General features: G+C 31.1%; 14 protein-coding genes, 21 tRNA genes and 1 rRNA gene. 33 read left to right on the forward strand and 3 right to left on the reverse strand.

All coding sequences use genetic code 11. The features are described 5' to 3' along the window. Positions 1-66 precede the first annotated feature (66 nt). The 22 genes from rrf (at position 67) to FYJ27_RS12220 (ending at position 2288) form a co-directional block, all read left to right on the forward strand. Positions 67-183 (forward strand): 5S ribosomal RNA (gene rrf, locus FYJ27_RS12115). A 4-nt stretch (positions 184-187) separates the two neighbouring features. Continuing rightward, positions 188-262, forward strand: a tRNA-Asn gene (locus FYJ27_RS12120). 6 nt (positions 263-268) lie between these two features. After that, positions 269-357: transfer RNA gene (locus FYJ27_RS12125), tRNA-Leu, on the forward strand. Between the two features lie 10 nt (positions 358-367). Continuing rightward, positions 368-444: transfer RNA gene (locus tag FYJ27_RS12130), tRNA-Met, on the forward strand. 18 nt (positions 445-462) lie between these two features. After that, positions 463-537 (forward strand) — tRNA-Glu (locus FYJ27_RS12135). After that, positions 538-613: transfer RNA gene (locus tag FYJ27_RS12140), tRNA-Val, on the forward strand. It begins immediately after the preceding tRNA gene. 10 nt (positions 614-623) lie between these two features. Then, positions 624-700, forward strand: a tRNA-Asp gene (locus FYJ27_RS12145). 215 nt (positions 701-915) lie between these two features. After that, positions 916-991 (forward strand) — tRNA-Thr (locus FYJ27_RS12150). An 8-nt stretch (positions 992-999) separates the two neighbouring features. Continuing rightward, positions 1000-1085 (forward strand) — tRNA-Tyr (locus tag FYJ27_RS12155). A gap of 1 nt (position 1086) precedes the next feature. Next, positions 1087-1160: transfer RNA gene (locus tag FYJ27_RS12160), tRNA-Gly, on the forward strand. A gap of 6 nt (positions 1161-1166) precedes the next feature. Then, positions 1167-1243, forward strand: a tRNA-Arg gene (locus FYJ27_RS12165). Positions 1244-1249: 6 nt separating this feature from the next. Beyond that, a tRNA-Gln gene (locus FYJ27_RS12170) sits at positions 1250-1326 on the forward strand. 4 nt (positions 1327-1330) lie between these two features. Beyond that, a tRNA-Lys gene (locus FYJ27_RS12175) sits at positions 1331-1406 on the forward strand. Positions 1407-1409: 3 nt separating this feature from the next. Beyond that, positions 1410-1500, forward strand: a tRNA-Ser gene (locus tag FYJ27_RS12180). Positions 1501-1518: 18 nt separating this feature from the next. Further along, positions 1519-1609, forward strand: a tRNA-Ser gene (locus FYJ27_RS12185). Between the two features lie 18 nt (positions 1610-1627). Beyond that, positions 1628-1704: transfer RNA gene (locus FYJ27_RS12190), tRNA-Ile, on the forward strand. 34 nt (positions 1705-1738) lie between these two features. Next, a tRNA-Trp gene (locus tag FYJ27_RS12195) sits at positions 1739-1814 on the forward strand. A gap of 20 nt (positions 1815-1834) precedes the next feature. After that, positions 1835-1910, forward strand: a tRNA-Val gene (locus FYJ27_RS12200). A gap of 22 nt (positions 1911-1932) precedes the next feature. Next, positions 1933-2009: transfer RNA gene (locus FYJ27_RS12205), tRNA-Ile, on the forward strand. Positions 2010-2019: 10 nt separating this feature from the next. Beyond that, positions 2020-2096 (forward strand) — tRNA-Ile (locus FYJ27_RS12210). Between the two features lie 6 nt (positions 2097-2102). After that, positions 2103-2178 (forward strand) — tRNA-Phe (locus tag FYJ27_RS12215). Positions 2179-2211: 33 nt separating this feature from the next. Beyond that, positions 2212-2288 (forward strand) — tRNA-Gln (locus FYJ27_RS12220). Between the two features lie 33 nt (positions 2289-2321). On the opposite strand, the gene FYJ27_RS12225 is transcribed toward FYJ27_RS12220, so the two are convergent. After that, positions 2322-3308 carry a ribonuclease H-like domain-containing protein gene (locus FYJ27_RS12225; protein WP_154485075.1) on the reverse strand — a complete coding sequence of 329 codons (987 nt, stop codon included), beginning with the start codon at positions 3306-3308 and terminating at the stop codon, positions 2322-2324. Between the two features lie 104 nt (positions 3309-3412). On the opposite strand from FYJ27_RS12225, the gene FYJ27_RS12230 reads away from it, so the two are divergent. From FYJ27_RS12230 to FYJ27_RS12250, 5 genes are all read left to right on the forward strand, one after another. Next, positions 3413-5014 (forward strand): gamma-glutamyltransferase family protein, encoded by a 1602-nt coding sequence (locus FYJ27_RS12230; RefSeq protein ID WP_154485076.1) that lies wholly within the window; start codon positions 3413-3415, stop codon positions 5012-5014. 22 nt (positions 5015-5036) lie between these two features. Beyond that, positions 5037-6512 carry a hypothetical protein gene (locus FYJ27_RS12235; RefSeq protein WP_154485077.1) on the forward strand — a complete coding sequence of 492 codons (1476 nt, stop codon included), beginning with the start codon at positions 5037-5039 and terminating at the stop codon, positions 6510-6512. Positions 6513-6585: 73 nt separating this feature from the next. Beyond that, the gene (locus tag FYJ27_RS12240; protein ID WP_154485078.1) at positions 6586-7584 is read left to right on the forward strand and encodes an acyl-CoA dehydratase activase-related protein; all 999 of its coding nucleotides are present in this window, start codon (positions 6586-6588) and stop codon (positions 7582-7584) included. Next, positions 7556-8665 carry a CoA protein activase gene (locus tag FYJ27_RS12245; RefSeq protein ID WP_154485079.1) on the forward strand — a complete coding sequence of 370 codons (1110 nt, stop codon included), beginning with the start codon at positions 7556-7558 and terminating at the stop codon, positions 8663-8665. The genes FYJ27_RS12240 and FYJ27_RS12245 overlap by 29 nt, the downstream gene beginning before the upstream one ends. Next, positions 8640-9617, forward strand: a complete 978-nt coding sequence (locus tag FYJ27_RS12250) for an acyl-CoA dehydratase activase (protein ID WP_154485080.1) — start codon at positions 8640-8642, stop codon at positions 9615-9617. Before FYJ27_RS12245 ends, FYJ27_RS12250 begins: the two co-directional genes overlap by 26 nt. Before the next feature lie 60 nt (positions 9618-9677). Here the strand turns inward: FYJ27_RS12250 and FYJ27_RS12255 are convergent, their stop codons facing one another. Beyond that, positions 9678-10691: a hypothetical protein gene (locus FYJ27_RS12255; protein WP_154485081.1), complete on the reverse strand. Its 1014-nt coding sequence runs from the start codon at positions 10689-10691 to the stop codon at positions 9678-9680. 149 nt (positions 10692-10840) lie between these two features. Here FYJ27_RS12255 and FYJ27_RS12260 point away from each other — a divergent pair, with 149 nt between their 5' ends. Continuing rightward, complete coding sequence (locus tag FYJ27_RS12260; protein WP_154485082.1) at positions 10841-11902, forward strand: hypothetical protein; 1062 nt, start codon at positions 10841-10843, stop codon at positions 11900-11902. A 180-nt stretch (positions 11903-12082) separates the two neighbouring features. On the opposite strand, the gene FYJ27_RS12265 is transcribed toward FYJ27_RS12260, so the two are convergent. Beyond that, positions 12083-13084, reverse strand: a complete 1002-nt coding sequence (locus FYJ27_RS12265) for an asparaginase (protein ID WP_154485083.1) — start codon at positions 13082-13084, stop codon at positions 12083-12085. Between the two features lie 328 nt (positions 13085-13412). Between FYJ27_RS12265 and FYJ27_RS12270 the strand changes: the two genes are divergently transcribed. The 5 genes from FYJ27_RS12270 (at position 13413) to FYJ27_RS12290 (ending at position 18483) form a co-directional block, all read left to right on the forward strand. Next, positions 13413-14024, forward strand: coding sequence for a lactate utilization protein (locus tag FYJ27_RS12270; protein ID WP_154485084.1), 612 nt, complete (start codon positions 13413-13415; stop codon positions 14022-14024). Positions 14025-14043: 19 nt separating this feature from the next. Beyond that, positions 14044-15201, forward strand: a complete 1158-nt coding sequence (locus tag FYJ27_RS12275; protein ID WP_226807470.1) for a cysteine desulfurase family protein — start codon at positions 14044-14046, stop codon at positions 15199-15201. A 5-nt stretch (positions 15202-15206) separates the two neighbouring features. Beyond that, a complete protein-coding gene (gene thiI / locus FYJ27_RS12280) occupies positions 15207-16379 on the forward strand; it encodes a tRNA uracil 4-sulfurtransferase ThiI (RefSeq protein ID WP_216385828.1) in 1173 nt (390 codons plus the stop codon). Positions 16380-16487: 108 nt separating this feature from the next. Continuing rightward, on the forward strand, positions 16488-17078 hold the full coding sequence (locus tag FYJ27_RS12285) for a TetR/AcrR family transcriptional regulator (protein WP_154485085.1): 591 nt from the start codon (positions 16488-16490) through the stop codon (positions 17076-17078). A 22-nt stretch (positions 17079-17100) separates the two neighbouring features. Next, positions 17101-18483, forward strand: coding sequence for a radical SAM protein (locus FYJ27_RS12290; RefSeq protein ID WP_320055294.1), 1383 nt, complete (start codon positions 17101-17103; stop codon positions 18481-18483). Positions 18484-18614: the final 131 nt, after the last annotated feature.

Raw genomic sequence — 18614 nt, forward strand, 5'->3', positions numbered from 1 at the left:
AAAGTATCAAGAAAGTAATTCATTTAAAATTTATAATTGAAAATTTTAAATTGCCGAAAGGCTCTATCTGGTGACTATAGCAGGAGGGTCACACCTGTTCCCATACCGAACACAGCAGTTAAGCCTCTTAACGCCTATGGTACTTGAGTGGTAACGCTCTGGGAGAGTAGGAAGTTGCCAGATATATTCCTGGGTAGCTCAATGGTGGAGCAACCGGCTGTTAACCGGTAGGTTGTGGGTTCGAGTCCCACCCTAGGAGCCATATATTGCCGGGGTGGCGGAACAGGCAGACGCACAGGACTTAAAATCCTGCGATCCTCAAAGATCGTACCGGTTCGATTCCGGTCCTCGGCACCAAAAATATCATCGCGGGATGGAGCAGTCTGGTAGCTCGTCGGGCTCATAACCCGGAGGTCGTTGGTTCAAATCCAGCTCCCGCAACCATTAAACCTTAAATATCCTGGCCCTATGGTCAAGCGGTTAAGACACCGCCCTTTCACGGCGGTAACCCGGGTTCGAATCCCGGTAGGGTCACCAGGGCGCATAGCTCAGCTGGGAGAGCACCTGCCTTACAAGCAGGGGGTCATAGGTTCGAGCCCTATTGCGCCCACCATATTCAATATGGCCTGGTAGTTCAGTTGGTTAGAATGCTAGCCTGTCACGCTAGAGGTCGAGGGTTCGAGTCCCTTCCAGGTCGCCATAATACTGTTTTAAATAAAAATAATTAAATTCTAAAAAACAGTTGACAAATTGGAGTTTAGGCTTTATAATTTTAAGTTGTGTGGAGCATATTTGCTGGTGTAGCTCAATTGGCATAAGCAGAGAACCCAAATCTCTGATTTGGTGTGAATCGCTTAGTCGGAGCAGCTAAGAACAATAACATTGGTTCTTATAGATCATAAAATTAATACTTTTGCTGGTGTAGCTCAATTGGCAGAGCAACTGACTTGTAATCAGTAGGTTGGGGGTTCAAGTCCTCTCACCAGCTCCATAAAACCCGGAGGAGTTCCCGAGTTGGCTAAAGGGGACGGACTGTAAATCCGTTGGCTCAGCCTTCACTGGTTCGAATCCAGTCTCCTCCACCATGCGGGTGTAGCTCAGTGGTAGAGCCCCAGCCTTCCAAGCTGGTTGCGAGGGTTCGATTCCCTTCACCCGCTCCATAAAATGCACCTATAGCTCAGTTGGATAGAGCAACGGACTTCTAATCCGTGTGCCGGGGGTTCGAATCCTCCTAGGTGCACCATATTATTGGGATGTAGCCAAGCCGGTAAGGCACTAGACTTTGACTCTAGCATTCCGCAGGTTCGAGTCCTGCCATCCCAGCCATTATGACCCATTAGCTCAGTTGGCAGAGCACCTGACTTTTAATCAGGGAGTCCGGCGTTCGAGTCGCCGATGGGTCACCATTTGGAGAGGTACCGAAGTGGTCATAACGGGGCGGTCTTGAAAACCGTTAGGGTCTTGCGGCCCACGTGGGTTCGAATCCCACCCTCTCCGCCAAAAAAAATCATGCCATTTGGAGAAGTACTCAAGAGGCTGAAGAGGCTCCCCTGCTAAGGGAGTAGGTCCCTAACGGGGCGCGAGGGTTCAAATCCCTCCTTCTCCGCCAGTTATTTAAATTAATCGTGGGCCTTTAGCTCAGTTGGTTAGAGCGCCCGGCTCATAACCGGTAGGTCCGGGGTTCGAGTCCCTGAAGGCCCACCACTATTTGTTTAAATAATCATTTGGACATGACTGTAGGGGTATAGTTCAGTTGGTAGAACGTCGGTCTCCAAAACCGAATGTCGTGGGTTCGAGTCCTGCTACCCCTGCCAGTCTACATATTTTTACTTTAGGGCGCATAGCTCAGCTGGGAGAGCACCTGCCTTACAAGCAGGGGGTCATAGGTTCGAGCCCTATTGCGCCCACCATATTAACCTAAAGTTAAATTTAGGGCCTGTAGCTCAGGTGGTTAGAGCGCACGCCTGATAAGCGTGAGGTCGGTGGTTCGAGTCCACCCAGGCCCACCATATAAAATTGGGGCCTTTAGCTCAGTTGGTTAGAGCGCCCGGCTCATAACCGGTAGGTCCGGGGTTCGAGTCCCTGAAGGCCCACCAATTATTGCCCAGATAGCTCAGTCGGTAGAGCAGGGGACTGAAAATCCCCGTGTCGGTGGTTCGATTCCGCCTCTGGGCACCATATATTTTTTGATTTTAATATTTCAATTATTATTGGGATGTAGCCAAGCCGGTAAGGCACTAGACTTTGACTCTAGCATTCCGCAGGTTCGAGTCCTGCCATCCCAGCCATAAAAAAAGAGTAGAAAAATTTCTACTCTTTTTTTATTTTATTATATTTTTTATTGTAGAACGAACTATATTTTTAATATTATCTAGAACTAAACTGTTACCTATCTTCAGTAGTATTATATTTGAAGGTAGATTGAAGCTTGTACTATCTATGACATCTATTTTATTTTCATAACCTTTTAAATCTAAATAAAAACTTTTCTCTCTACTAGATAGTAGCCCTTCTTTAACTTGAAATTCCATATTTAATATACCTTCATCAGTATTCCAATCTAAATTATAAAAACTTCCATAATCTATATAGGAATCTATTTTTAGAGGATCTGTTTTACAATACAGTTTCATCATATCATTGATGAAACTTATATTTTCAATTTTTATATTTATTTCATCTTCAAAGGGAGAATGTAGTATACGTATAGTTTTGTTCTCATCTATTATATCTAGTGCTTTTAAAATAAAAGGCAAATAATATAAGTCATCATAATTATGCTTTAAAATAAGTTTTCTTTTTTCTTTTTGTCTCTTATTTATATAACTATAATAAAGAGATATACAATCCTTTCCTGATAGTGTGTCTTCTCTATTAATTCCAATATACTTTTCAATAGATTTAAGTTTAAAATTTTGAAGTGGAAACAATTCTTTGTTATCTCTTATTATTCTATAGAGGTCCATATTTTTATTTTTTGGTATATTGTATTTAATATCGTATTTTCTATATTTGCTATTTAAAAAAGGTATATCAAAGGTATTACCATTAAATGTCACAATGTATTTACTTTCTTCTATATCATGTATCAAACTTTTTAAAAGAAGTTTTTCTTTTTCAGGGGAGTTTAAAAAATACTGTTTTAAAGTATATTTTCCTTCATTATAAATTAATAAACCAACTAAATAAATAATATCCTTAACTCTACTAAATCCAGTAGTTTCAATATCTAAAAAGCAAACTTGACCATCATCAAAATATTTTTCTATATTTAAATCATAATCAATATTATAATATATTGTTTCCATTATTTATTCTCCTTTATCTATCATGTTATAATAAATATGCTATACTGATTATAAATTATATATATTATCAATCAGAAAATCAAATTCATGTAAGGGGGAATATAATGGAGTTTAACAGCTTTATTAATAGATATCCATCCCAAAGGATGACTGTGTTTGCAAAGAAAGCTATGGTTGCTACATCTCAGCCATTAGCTGCAGAAGCTGGCTTAGAGATTATAAAAAAGGGTGGTAATGCTATAGATGCGGCTATAGCAACTGCTGCATGTCTTACAGTAGTAGAACCCACTTCAAATGGCATAGGAGGAGATGCATTCGCTATAGTATGGCATAAAAACAAACTACATGGTTTAAATTCTAGTGGGCCAGCACCAAAGAGTTTAACTATTGAAAAGCTAAAGAATAAAGGATATAAAACAATGCCTACTCATGGATTTATACCTGTTACAGTACCTGGAGTTCCATATGCTTGGAGAGAACTGTCTAAAAGATTTGGAAATCTTCCTTTAAAAGAGGTTCTTGAACCTGCCATAGCATATGCAATAGAAGGATATCCAGTTTCACCAATAGTATCTGAGAACTGGAAGGAAGCCTTTAACAAATATAAAAAAAATTTAAAAGGTGAAGAGTATGAAGAATGGTTTAAAACTTTTACCATTGAAGGAGAATTTCCTAAGCCAGGAGTTTTATGGAGAAGTAAAGACATGGGAAGAACTTTGACAGAGCTAGGAGAAAGTGAATGCCTATCTTTTTATGAAGGCGATATAGCGGAAAAGATTGATAAGTTTTCAAGAAAATATAATGGATATTTGGGAAAAGAAGATTTATTAGAATTTAAGCCAGAATGGGTTAATCCAATTAGCGTTAATTATAGAGGATACGATATATGGGAATTGCCGCCTAATACTCATGGATTAGTAGTTTTAATGGCATTAAATATATTAAATAATTTCCAATTAGAATATGGAAAAGTTTCTTCACAACATATAATTATTGAAGCAATGAAGCTTGCATATGAAGATGGTTTGAGATATATTACGGATTATAATAAGATGAAAGTACCTGTTAGTAGGCTTTTATCAAAAGAATATGCATATAAAAGAGCTAAACTTATAGGAGAAAAAGCAATTAGACCAATTCATGGTAATCCTAATTTAGGAGGAACGGTATATTTATCTACTGCTGACAATGAAGGCAATATGGTAAGTTATATTCAAAGCAATTTTATGGATTTTGGTTCTGGTCTTGTAGTTCCAGGCACAGGAATTAATTTACACAATAGAGGTTGTAGTTTTTCATTAGATAATTCATTAGATAATTGTCTAGAACCAGGGAAAAAGACTTATCATACTATTATACCAGGGTTCATAACTAAGAAAGATAGACCTATAGGTCCATTTGGAGTAATGGGAAAATATATGCAACCTCAAGGGCATGTTCAAGTTGTTACAAATTTAATAGATTTTAATCATAACCCTCAAGAAGCATTAGATCGTCCACGTTGGCAATGGGTTGGAAATAAAGAAATATTAGTAGAACCAAACTTTTCAAAAGATATAGTAGAAAATTTGATAGATTTGGGACATGAAATTAAATACTCAGAAGATATTGGAAGCTTTGGTAGAGGACAAATAATTTTAAGAAAAGATAAAGTTTTAATAGGTGGCACAGAACCTAGGGCTGATGGCAATATATCTTCTTGGTAATGATTCTGAAAGGAGTAATAATATGAATAAAAAAATTGATATAAAAAGTTTATATAATTTAGATGATAAAGATTTAGATAAATTATCAAATGAAGAAATATTAGAAATTATGAGTAATTTAAATGAAGAGCAACTTAAAAAAATTGGAACAATGTCTATATATGATAGTTTTTATGGTGTTTTAGAGTGTAAAGAAATGATGAATGAATTTAAAGTTATAGAGAGGATTGGATCTAAAGAAGAAAAAGAAGCAATTGAAAATTATTATAATGATTTATTGGAATTGACTTATAGTTTAGATGAAAAAGTAAGAGAAGAAGATGATAAATTAGAAACAGTAAAAAATATAAGAAAAGGCTTATATCAACTTTCAAATTTTTTTAAACCTTATGTAGTAGAAATATCTTATATTAACGAATTAGCTAATCATTATTTTAATAAATATATGATGAAAGGAACACAGAACTTAGACAATTTAGACCAAGAAATTTTAAATAAACTATATTTAGATATTATGAATTATATAGCTAAGGATAGTAAAAACTATTATTTATTTACTAAAAAAATATCTGCTATAATAAAATTACTTCCTTTTAGGATGACGAAAGTAAAATTTTTAGAGTTAATAGAGACTTCTCTTAGAAAGAACCTGGCTAAATATCCTAAAGAATATGTAGATAATCAGATAAGAGACTATAAAAGGATATTTGATGGTTCCATGGAACCTAGCTATGGTACAAAATTTGATAATTATTTTAGAATGACTCAAGACATAAAACAGAATAAATTCAAGGAATTAACCATAGAAGAGACAGAAAATGTTTTAGAAAACTCCAAAAAGCTTTTAGAAGAAGTAGAACAAATAGATTTTTTTATGATGAATCTAGGTATATTAACCAATAAATTAATAGTAGTGTTTTTGACTAATTTCTTACTTAAAGATATTCAACTAAATGAGCAGCTTGTTAAGGAATGGAAAGAAACTAGAACTTCTTTTGGAAAAGATATATATGAGAAGGTGAAAGAAAAATTAAAGAAAGAAATATCTATTTTAGAGAAAGATTTATTTAAAGCTAATGAATTTTTAGAGAAGATAGGAAATGAAGTTGTTAAGAGAGAATATATTATAGATAAAAAATTAAATCAGGAATTGTTATTTACAAAAAATGTGCTTACTTATTATAATGATATAATTTTTGAAGATGATGAGATACTTTTGTTAGACGATCAAGATTTTATGACTCCAATAGATAAAGACTACTTAGAAGAAATACTTTTAAACTTTATTCAATATATAAATAGATCTATATCTTTAATGTCCAATGTTGAAAGAAAACTTAGAATGAAAAGGTTATTATCTACAATAGAGCTTCCATTTGAAAGACCTGAAGAATTTATGGACTATATGACAGCTTCATTAGATCAAAGAGTAACAAGTAATGATGAAATACTTATTTCAATAAAAAGTCTATACTATTTAATGGAAATGGAAAAATAAAATAATATTATAAAAGTTATATAATCCCTTCAATATGTCAATAATATACTGTGACGATTGGAGGGATTATTTTATGTGTAAAATCGGTATTCCTAGAGGAATGTTTTTCTATGATTATTTTCCTATGTGGAAAGAATTTTTTCAAGAGCTTGGTATTGAAATAATAGTTTCTTCCAAGACAAATAAAGAAATATTAAATTCGGGAATTTCTTCTTGTGTAGATGAAGCTTGTTTGCCAGTAAAAATATTTCATGGACATGTACAGTATTTAAAAGACAAGGTTGATTATATATTTATACCTAGAATTATGAGTATAGATAAAATGGAATATTGTTGTCCTAAGGTATTAGGCCTTCCTGATATGGTAAGGTGTTCTATAGAAAAATTACCCCCAATTATAGATACTCAAATTAATTTAAGGAAATCTAATACTAAGTATAAAAAAGCCATATATGATACTGGAAAGCTTTTAGGAAAGGACTTTTGGGAAGTAAAAAAAGCTTATAAAAAAGCTGAAAAATCTTATGAAAGATATACCTACTTGTTAAACAAAGGTGTAGTTCCCATAGAAGCAATAAAAATATACGATAAAGTTTTTAAAGATATAAATTATAGTTCAAGACATAATGAATTAACTATTATGGTTGTTGGACACTCTTATGCTATATACGATGAATATTTAAATATGAATTTAGTTTCAAAGTTGATGTCAAATAATATAAAAGTTATTACTCCAGAAATGATAAATAAGGATAAAATAAATAGGTATTCTAACAAATTACCTAAGAGAATGTTTTGGACTCATGGTAAAAAGATAGTAGGTTCGGCTTTTAGTTTAATAAAAGAGCAGAAAATAGATGGAATTATTTATTTATCATCTTTTGGATGTGGTATGGATTCTGTACTTGTTGATTTAGTGGAGAGAAAAGCCATAAAAGAAGAAATTCCATTTACATTATTAACTTTAGATGAACAGACAGGAGAAGCAGGAATAAATACTAGAATTGAAGCTTTTATAGATATGATGAAATGGAGGAATAGAGATGAAAATAACATTTCCGCATTTAGGTAATGTTTATATAGCAGGAAAAGCTTTTTTAGAGGAATTAGGTCAAGAAGTAATTCCACCTCCTAGATGTAGTAAAAAAACACTTGAAATAGGGACTAAGTATTCACCAGAAACTATGTGTTTACCTTTTAAAATAAATATTGGCAATTATATAGAAAGTATTGAAAAGGGAGCAGACACTATATTAATAACTGGTAGCTGTGGTCCTTGCAGATTTGGATATTATTCAGTATTGGAACAAAATATATTAGATGATTTAGGATATGATGTAGAATTTATAGTATTTGATCCAATTTATGAAGGTGTAAAAAAACTGAAAAACAATATTTGTAGAGCTTTAAATGTAAAAAGTTATAGAGAGTTAATAAGGGCAGGAAATTTTGGATGGCAGCTTATAAAGAAATCAGATTATTTAACCCAACTTTCCAATGAAACGAGAGCTTATGCTGTCAATAGCTATTTAGTAGATAATATAATGGAATCTTATTATATGGAAGTAGAGAATACTGTTGGTGGGAAAAATATGTTAAGGCTTATGGATGAAGTAGAAAGTTCTCTTAAAGCTGTAAAAATAGATAAGAATAAAAATCCTATAAAAATAGGGATTATAGGTGAAATCTATACTATTATTGAACCTTTTGTTAACTTAGAAATTGAAAAAAAATTAGGACATATGGGGGCTATAGTGGAAAAGTCTTTAACCCCTACTAAATGGGTAGAGCATCATGTTAGTAATTTTCCATTTGGAAGCAAAGAAGAAAATGAAAAGTATAGATTAGCCAAACCCTATATACCTACTTTAGTAGGAGGTCATGGACGAGAAACTGTAGGAAGTGCTATATATTATTCTGAAAAAGGTTTTGATGGAGTTATACAATTACTACCATTAAATTGTATGCCTGAAATAGTAGCTAAAAGTATTTTGCCTACAATCCAAAAAGATTATGATATTCCAGTAATGACATTGGTTTTAGATGAAATGACTGGAGAAGCAGGATATATGACTAGATTAGAAGCTTTCGTTGATTTATTGGAAAGAAAAAGGGAGGAAAAGAAAAATGAAAAATTTCTATATGGGTATTGATGTAGGTTCGGTGAGTACTAATATAGTTATTTTAGATGAAGAAAATAATATAGTATGGAAAAAATACTTAAGAACCCAAGGAAAACCAATAGATATTTTAAAAGAAGGATTAAAAGAAGTTAGAAAAGAATTAGGGGATATTGATATAAAAGGGGTAGGAACTACAGGAAGTGGTAGACAATTAGCTGGTTTAATATTAGGGGCAGATGTAGTAAAAAATGAAATAACATGTCATGCAGTATCAGCCTTAGATTTTATGCCAGATATAAAAACTATAATTGAAATTGGTGGGCAAGATTCTAAAATAATAATTATTAGAGATGGTATAGTAGTTGATTTTGCTATGAATACAGTTTGTGCTGCAGGAACCGGTTCTTTCTTAGATAGGCAGGCTTTTAGATTAGGCGTAGGTATAGAACAATTTGGAAAACTTGCATTAAAATCTGATAATCCAGTAAGAATTGCAGGAAGATGTGCAGTATTTGCAGAGTCAGATATGATTCATAAGCAACAACTTGGACATAATCAGGAAGATATAATTTGGGGACTTTCCCAAGCTTTAGTTAGAAACTATTTAAATAACGTAGGGAAAGGCAAAGAAATATTAGGACCAATAGCATTTCAAGGAGGAGTAGCAGCTAATGAAGGCATTAAAAGGGCTTTTGAAGATACTTTAAAACAAGAAGTATTTATTCCAAAAGATTTTGATGTCATGGGAGCAGTAGGAGTTGGTTTATTAGCAAAAGCAGAAGTAAAAAGGAAAAAAGCTACAAGTTTTAAAGGATTAAATATTTCAAATATAGACTATAAAGTAAGAGGTATGGAATGTAATGATTGTGCTAATCTATGTGAAGTAATTGAAATTCAAGAAGGAAACAATATACTTGCTAGATATGGTGATAAATGTGGAAAATGGACAAATTCAATAAAAGATAGTAGTAAGTTAGCTTGAATATGAAACTTTCATATATAAAAAAATAGGTACTCACTGGAGTACCTATTTTTAAAATTATTAATCTTCTTCAAACTCATCAAATTCCTCATCAATAATAATATCTTCGCTAACTATTTCATCTTCTTCAGAAAATGTTCTAGGTCTATGACAATCACTATCATCACTATGTTCATCTATTTGTTTTGGAAATAGACTTGGGAATGTATTGCAAATTGGAGAAACTTCTGGTGATAATACTGGGAATCCAGTAGATAATACACAAAGTTGTACTGGAACTATTACTTTCTTTTCACAGCTTATACAGATAGCTATAATTAGATTTATGTGAACTTTACCTGTATTAGGATCTATAGTTATGTCTCTCATAATACTATTTGTAGCAATTCTAGCTTCACAATTCACATTGCAGAATTCAGCAAATCTTGGCAAAAATGCTGAATCAAATACTGATGGAATACAAAGCTCAAAGAAATTAGTCATAACTATTGGATTAGTTCTAGGAGCTATTGGAACTCTGCTAGTTAATGTTACTTTATTTCTTCTTCTGCGGCCATCGGAAACTAGTACATCGATTTCTACCAATACATCACCGGATATTTTTACTGTTTGAGTGCCAAATACAGGTGTTCCCTTACCTTTTCTATCACATTCCGAAGTATCTGCAAATATTAATTTTTCATCCTTTAGCCCACTAGGGCCTACAACCTTAATTGGATTGCCTTTACCATCTTTAACAAAATCTCCTCCAGATATAACAGTATCTGGATCTACTTTTAAATTACAAGGATCATTGACATTCTCAGGGTTGAAAAACTTTCTGCATCTTACATCTAATACTCTAACAATTCTTGCATTTCTACCTAAGTGTGGGTGAAAATGTTGATCTGTTATAGTTCTAAGAGCTTGAAGGTTAACTAGTGTAGCATCGTATACTTTTTGTGTGAATATTGGTTCTGGCCTAACCCTCCTTAAACTACCATCCCATTCACATCCAGTAGTAGCATCACAACATCTATCTGTAATTCCTAAATCTATAACATCAGATTTTATATCTTTTATATCAGAACTCATAATTTTCCTCCTTTCACCATCATTAAGTTCTTCCCTCAATGTTAATATATTCTCTTTAGTAAAAATTTGTTACAGTTTCAATAGGAAATTGCATATTTCATTTGAGTATTAATAAATATATATAAAGACTTCTAATAGGTGGTGTATTTATGGCTTTCTATAATGAAAAAGTTTCTATAGCAAGAGATAAATCAAATAATATTTATATACTTTATTGGGAAGAAGGAAAAATAATATATAATTATTTTAATAATATGAATGGAGAAATCATAGAAAATAAAATAATAACAGATGCATTAGAAGAATACGATATAGCTATTGGAATGGATGGAAAAATATATATAGTCTATCAAAATAATTATAATCATTTATTTTTAGCAACTATATTTGGAGAAAAAATAGATTCTATATGTTTAACAGTGAAACCAATTCCAAATGTATATAACTTAACTATTGCATTAGATGAAGGTGAAATACATATATTATACAATATATTATTAGAGGAAAAAGAATATAGATTATACCATCATCATTATGATAAGTATGACTGGTACACAAATATTATAGATGAAATAAAGATATCTGAAGTATTGAATTTTTTTAATATAGAATATTATCAAGATGGGATAATTTTAATATATTATGATTCTTCACAAGTAGAAAATATATATATGAAAAAATATAATAAGAAAGATAAGAAATGGTTGGATAAATTACAAATTACAAAAAATTTGGAAGATAAGTTATACATAGATACTTTATTATATGATGATATTCTTCATCTAACCTATAGCCAATATATTGAAAAGAACTTAGCTATAAAATATGAGAGATTTAAAATACTTGAAGATAGAATAGTAATGGAAAAAGAAAAAATTATGTCTAATACAGAGAATTGTTCATACCCTACTTTTACTTATTTTGAAGATAAGTTATGGTTATCTTGGATAGAATATGACAATGTTTTAAGTAGATATAGTGAATATGAGGGGGAAAGTTGGAGTTCTATATATCTTTGGAATATATCTAAAAGATCTGATATTGTAAGATATAAATATTGTGAATATCCGTTTAAAGGGACTAAAAAAAATTTTAACTATTATTTTGGAAAGATTTATCCTGAGATTTCTTTTATAGGCTTTGGACCTTTAGTAGATGTTGTAGAAATACCTTTAAAAAAAAAGGGGTTAAGTATGATAAGCCAATTTTAAAAGAAGAAAAAAATAATAAAGATGATAAAATAAAAGTACTTGAAAATGAAATAAAAGTACTAACAGAAAGAATAGATTACATAGAAGAGTATTTAAATAGAAGAAGTAGAGGATTTTTCATGAGAAATAAAAAAAGATAGTGCTATTTAGACATTTATAGCACTATCTTTTTTTATTTTTTTATATTTGACTGTATTCATCTTTTTCAAACAGATTTCTTATATCATTCATATTTTTAGTAGTACTTAGAGCCAGCATTAGTTTGATTCTCGCTTTTTGACCTGGAAGATTTCCTCCAAATATAACCCCTAATTTTCTAAGATGTTTTCCTCCCCCTTTATATCCATATGTATCGAGTACTCTTCCAGTAGGACATCTAGAAACCAATACTATGGGGATATTTTTTTCAATACTTTTTTTAACCCCTTCTATCATTTCAGGAGGTAGATTTCCCCTTCCCAACCCTTCAATAACTATACCTTTGTATTCAGATTCTATACAAAAGTTTATAAGGTCTGAATTCATTCCTGGACCTGTTTTTAAAAGTGCTACTTTTGATTCAATGGTTTCAGTATCTATAAAATCTCTAGATACAATATCTCTATAAAAAATAACTTCATCGTTATCAACTATACCCAATGGACCGAATTCTGGTGATTTAAATGTATCCAAAGCTAGAGTATTAGTTTTTGTTACTTCGCTAGCAGCATTAACTTCATTATTCATAACAACTAGAACACCTTTATTTTTAGATTTATTAGATATAGCAGTACAAATAGCAGCTGCAAGGTTGCTAGAACCATCATAACCTAATTCAGAACTGTTTCTCATAGCCCCAGCTACAACTATAGGCTTTTCAGACTTTATAGTTAAATCTAAAATATAAGCTGTTTCTTCTAAAGAATCGGTTCCATGAGTAACTACAACTCCTGTAATACCATCTTTTGCAATCGTTTTCTTAACTAATTTAGTTAATTCCATCATTATTTTTGGTGTTATATGAGGGCTTGGAAGGTTTGAGAAATTTATAATTTCTACATCAGCAAACTTTTCAATATTAGTTACCATTGCCATTATTTCTTCACTAGATAGTGCGGGAATAGCAGCATGGATACGAGGATCTATTTTCATAGAAATGGTTCCTCCAGTAAAAATCACTGCTACTTTATTAGAGTTAGACATTTTTTTACCTCCTAATATAAATTTCTAATAGTATTTTAACATAGATTGGAAACAAAAGAAAAGATAAAAAAAGAAGACTCCTAAAAGGAGTCTTCACATCCACAAGGGATGTCACATAAAACCGTTCAAAAGGGGTATTGGGAATAGAGATCTTATTTGAGGTTACCAGGGGGATAACCACGTTAAAATTATAGCAAATTACGACAAGTTTTGCAATACATTTTTGAAAAAAATTATTTTTTTAAATTCAAATTGTATATAGCTTTAATATAAGGTTAAAATCTTATATAATAAAGTTAAATCAATAATCAAAAAAAGGGGAGTTAATATGAGAAAAGACATTTTAAATACAATTAAAAGTTTAAGAGAAAATGGATATAGTGCAAAACTTTATACAAATATCGAAGACGCAAAAAAAGAGTTAATTGAAAAGATAGATCCTTCTAATACAGTGGGAATAGGTGGTTCCATGACTATATATGATATGAAAATATATGAAGAGTTATTAAACAGAGATGTGGAAGTATATTGGCATTGGATGGCTTCAGATGGAGAAGTAAAGGATATAAGAAATAAAGCTGATAAAGCAGATATATATCTTACAAGTACAAATGCTATTACAGAAGATGGTAAGTTAGTAAATATGGATGGAGTAGGCAATAGGGTAGCATCTATGTTTTATGGACATGAAAAAGTTTTTATTATAGCAGGGACAAATAAAATTTGTAAAGATTATGAAGCTGCTAGGGACAGAATAAAAAAGATAGCTGCTCCTAAAAATGTAGAGAGACTTGTAGCAGATACCCCTTGTAGAATTACAGGGCTATGTACTGACTGTAGAGCTTCTGCGAGAATTTGTAATATAGAGACTATAATTCACAAGAAACCATCTGATGTGGATATAACAATTTTTCTTATTGATGAAGAATTAGGATACTAGTAGTAGATGAGGTGATAAAGTGGAAGTATATCTAGATAATGGTGCAACAACTAGACCTAGAGAAGAGGTAATTAATGAAATAAATTTTATGTTAAGAGAATCTTATGGGAATCCATCTTCTCTTCATAGATTAGGATTTAATGCTGAAAAAAAGGTTGAGAGAGCTAGAGATATAATAGCTAACTTCCTAAGTGTAAATAAAGATGAAGTATATTTTACATCTGGAGGAACAGAAAGTAATAATATTGCAATTCAAGGAATAATAAATAAGAATAAAAAAAGAGGAAATCATATAATTACAACAGAAATTGAACATCCATCAATTTTAAATATATTTAAATATTATGAAGAAAGCGGATTTAATGTAACTTATCTTAAAGTAGATGAATATGGTTTTATAGATTTAGAAGAATTAGAAAAAAGTATAAATGATTCTACTATACTTGTATCTATTATGTTAGTAAATAATGAAATTGGCACTATAGAACCTGTAGAGAAAATAAGGGATATTTTAAATAAGAAAGATTCTAATGCATATATTCATGTTGACGGAATACAAGCTTTTGGGAAAATCCCTTTAAAATTAAAGGAATGGGATATAGATAGTTTTTCTTTTAGTGGACATAAGATTCATGGACCAAAAGGTATTGGTGGGCTTTATATAAAAAAGGAAACCAATATATCTCCCATGGTATACGGTGGCAATCAAGAAAAAGGGCTCCGTTCAGGCACAGAAAATGTACCAGGAATTGTAGGAATGGGGAAGGCAGTAGAAATAATTAACAATAATTTTGAAGATGAAAAGAAATATATTATGAATCTTAAAAAATATTTATATAAAAATATAAAAAGTAATATACCTAGAATAAAAATAAATAGTTTATTAGATAATAATTTTTCTCCTTATATATTAAATATATCTTTCTTAGGAGTGAAAGGGGAAGTATTATTACACTTTTTAGAAGATAGAGGTATATATGTTTCTACTGGTTCTGCTTGTTCTTCTCATGGACAAGGGAAGAGCCATGTGTTGACAGCTATAGGTTTAAGTAATGAGGAAATTGAAGGAGCCATAAGGTTTAGTCTCTCTCATTTCAATACCAAAGAAGATATAGATTATGTAGTAGAAGAACTTAAAAAATCAGTAGATGAGATTAGACAAATTATGATGAGGTGATCTTTGTGGATAAGGTAATAAGTGTAAGTTTAGGAGAAGTAGCCTTAAAAGGCTTAAATAGAGGATATTTTGAAAGAAAGTTAGTAAAGCAGATAAAAAATGCGACTAAAGACCTAGGCGCTCCTAAAATATATAAAAATCAAGGAAAGATATACTTAGAAGCAGAAGAAATTTATTTTGATCAAATTATAAGCAGGCTTAAAAAGATTTTTGGGATAGTATATATAAGTCCTTGTATAAAGGTTGAAAAGGATATAGAAAGTATAGAACAAGGTGCTATAAATGCATTTAAAGAAGTTTTAGAGCAAAAGGATATTAAAACATTTAAAGTAAAAACTAAAAGAGTAGACAAGGATTATCCTATTAAATCACCAGATGTATCTAGGAGAATTGGAGCTATTATATTAGATAATTTTCCAAATGTAAAAGTAGATGTGCATAATCCAGAAGTATATTTATATATAGATATAAAGGATAGTTGTTATATATATATAGAAAGAATAAAAGCATATGGTGGTTTGCCTATAGGAACCAATGGAGAAGGACTACTCTTATTATCTGGTGGAATAGATAGTCCAGTAGCTGGTTTTATGATGGCAAAAAGAGGAGTAAAATTAAATGCTTTACATTTTCATAGCTATCCCTTTACAAGTGAAAGAGCTGAAGAAAAAGTAAAAAATTTAGCAAGTATAATGGCAAGATATTGTGGCAATATACCTTTCTATAGTATAAATATTTTGAATATACAAAAGGAAATAAATAAAAAATGTCCAGAAGATGAAATGACTATTCTATCTAGAAGGTTTATGATGAGAATTGCTGAAAAAATAGCTAAAGATAAGAATATAAACGCACTAATAACAGGAGAGAATTTAGGTCAAGTAGCAAGCCAGACTATTCAAGGAATTCAAGTAATAAATTCATCGGTAGAAATGCCAATATTAAGGCCATTAATAGGGTTTGATAAAGTTCAAATAATAGATATATCTAAAGAAATTGAAACATATGAAACATCTATTTTGCCTTATGAAGACTGTTGTACTGTATTTTTACCTAAACATCCAGTTACAAAACCGAAACTAGAAGATATTGAGGAATCGGAAAAGAATTTAGATATAGATTATTTAGTAGATAAAGCTATACAAAATATGGAATACTCAATAATAAAAGCTAAATAAAATACTGTATTATGGGAAAAACTTGTTTTTTTATTGACAACAGTGTCGTTTGTGATAAAATTATATTGACAGGGGTGTCGATATAAAGGAAGGAGGTTTGAAGATTATTTGCCCAAAATTGTAGATTATGAAAATAAGAAACAAGAAATTATAGAAAAAGCAAAAGAAGTTTTTGCAAAACGGGGATATTACAACACCAGTTTATCCCATATATCTCACAAATGTGGCATGGGAAGAACTACTATATATCAATATTTTAAGAACAAAGATGAGATATTTTACTATTCAGTAGAAGCTATATTAGTTGATTTACAATTAAAAGTAGAAGCTATCATAGGAGATGAAGAATTAACTTTTTTAGAAAAATTGAAAAAATTAGTATTTGAGCTGACAAATGAATACGAGCATAACTATATTTTTGTTTTATTAGCAGAAATATGGATTGTTTTGCAAAGAGAGAACAATGATCTTTTAAACAAATTAAGAAAATATACTGAGGATTTGAAAAAATCCATTAACAAATTAATTGCTCAAGGCATAGAAGCTAAAGAAATAAAACCTATTGACAGTGAAAGTATGGCTGATACTATATATTCTTTTATAGAATCTTTTACTTTTCAATCTAATGTTAATGGTGATATGGATGTAGAAAGACAATTAAACTCAGTTAATATTTTAATTGATGGCCTAAGAGCATAATAACTAGTAAGGAGGAATTATCGTGGCTGGTGTAAAACAAATTGTAAGCACTGCTTTGATGAATGAAGGTTTAAAATATATAGAAAAAGATCCAATGGAGAATATGCCTAAACTATTAAAATGGGCTGAAAAAATTGTTACAAGGGAAAATCACAAAAGATATTTACAAAGTTTTAAAGAAATAGCTGAAGATCCAGATAGTAACTGGTACAAATTAATAGAAAGATATTTTAGTGAATTATCACCAAGTACAAGAAAGAAATTTATGATAAATTATATGATAAATTCAGGTGTAGTAGGAATACCTATTCAGGATAAAATGGAGAAAAAATATGATTGTAATGTACCATGGGCAATACTAATGGATCCAACTAGTGCTTGTAATTTAAAATGTACTGGTTGTTGGGCTGCAGAATATGAAAAGACAGATTCTTTAAGTATTGAAACTTTAGATAGAATTATAAGAGAAGGAAAAGAAATCGGAATTTATATGTATATATTCTCTGGGGGAGAACCTTTAGTTAGAAAGGATGACTTAATAAAATTAGCAGAAAAGCATAATGATTGTTCATTCCTATCTTTTACAAATGCAACCCTTGTAGATGAAGAATTTGCTAAGAAGTTAGGGGAACTTGGAAACTTTGGCCTTGCAATAAGTGTTGAAGGCTTTGAAAAAGAAACTGATATGAGAAGAGGGGACGGAACTTATAATAAGGTAATAGAGGCAATGAAACTTCTTAAAAAAGAAGGAGTAGTATTTGGGTTCTCAACATGCTATCACAAATACAATACAGATGCAGTAGGTTCAGAAGAATACTTAGACTTCTTAATAGAACAAGGCTGTATGTTTGGATGGTATTTTACTTATATTCCAATAGGAAAAGATGCAGTAACAGATTTGATAGCAACACCAGAACAACGTAAATTTATGTATCAACAAGTTAGGAACTTTAGAAAAGAAAAACCAATATTTGTTTTAGATTTCTGGAATGATGGAGAATATGTTAATGGTTGTATTGCAGGAGGTAAAAATTATCTTCATATAAACTCTAACGGGGATGTAGAACCATGTGCATTTATCCATTATTCAAATGTAAACATTAAAGAAGTAAGCTTGATAGAAGCATTGCAATCACCATTATTTAGACAATATAAGGAAAATCAACCTTTTAACGAAAACCATTTAAGACCTTGTCCATTATTAGACAATCCAGAAAAATTAAGAGACATGGTTAAAAAATCTGGTGCTTATTCTACTCAGCCAATAGATAGAGAAGAAGTAGAAGATTTAACTGCTAAGACAGAAGAGGTATCGAAAAAATGGGCAAAAACAGCAGATGAATTGTGGGAAGAATCTCAAGAAGAAAAATCTAAAAAGGAAGCTAGTTGTTCAGCTTCAGAATAAAAATGGGGCTGTTTCAAAATAAACAACCCATAAAATAAAAACAGGTCAAAGAGCACTGGCTCTAAGACCTGTTTTTTAGTATAATTTATCTGCAATGAAAAACCATACTAAATTTAATCATAAAGCAAAAA

This window comes from Anaerosalibacter bizertensis, assembly GCF_009696605.1.
Lineage (GTDB): Bacteria > Bacillota > Clostridia > Tissierellales > Sporanaerobacteraceae > Anaerosalibacter > Anaerosalibacter bizertensis.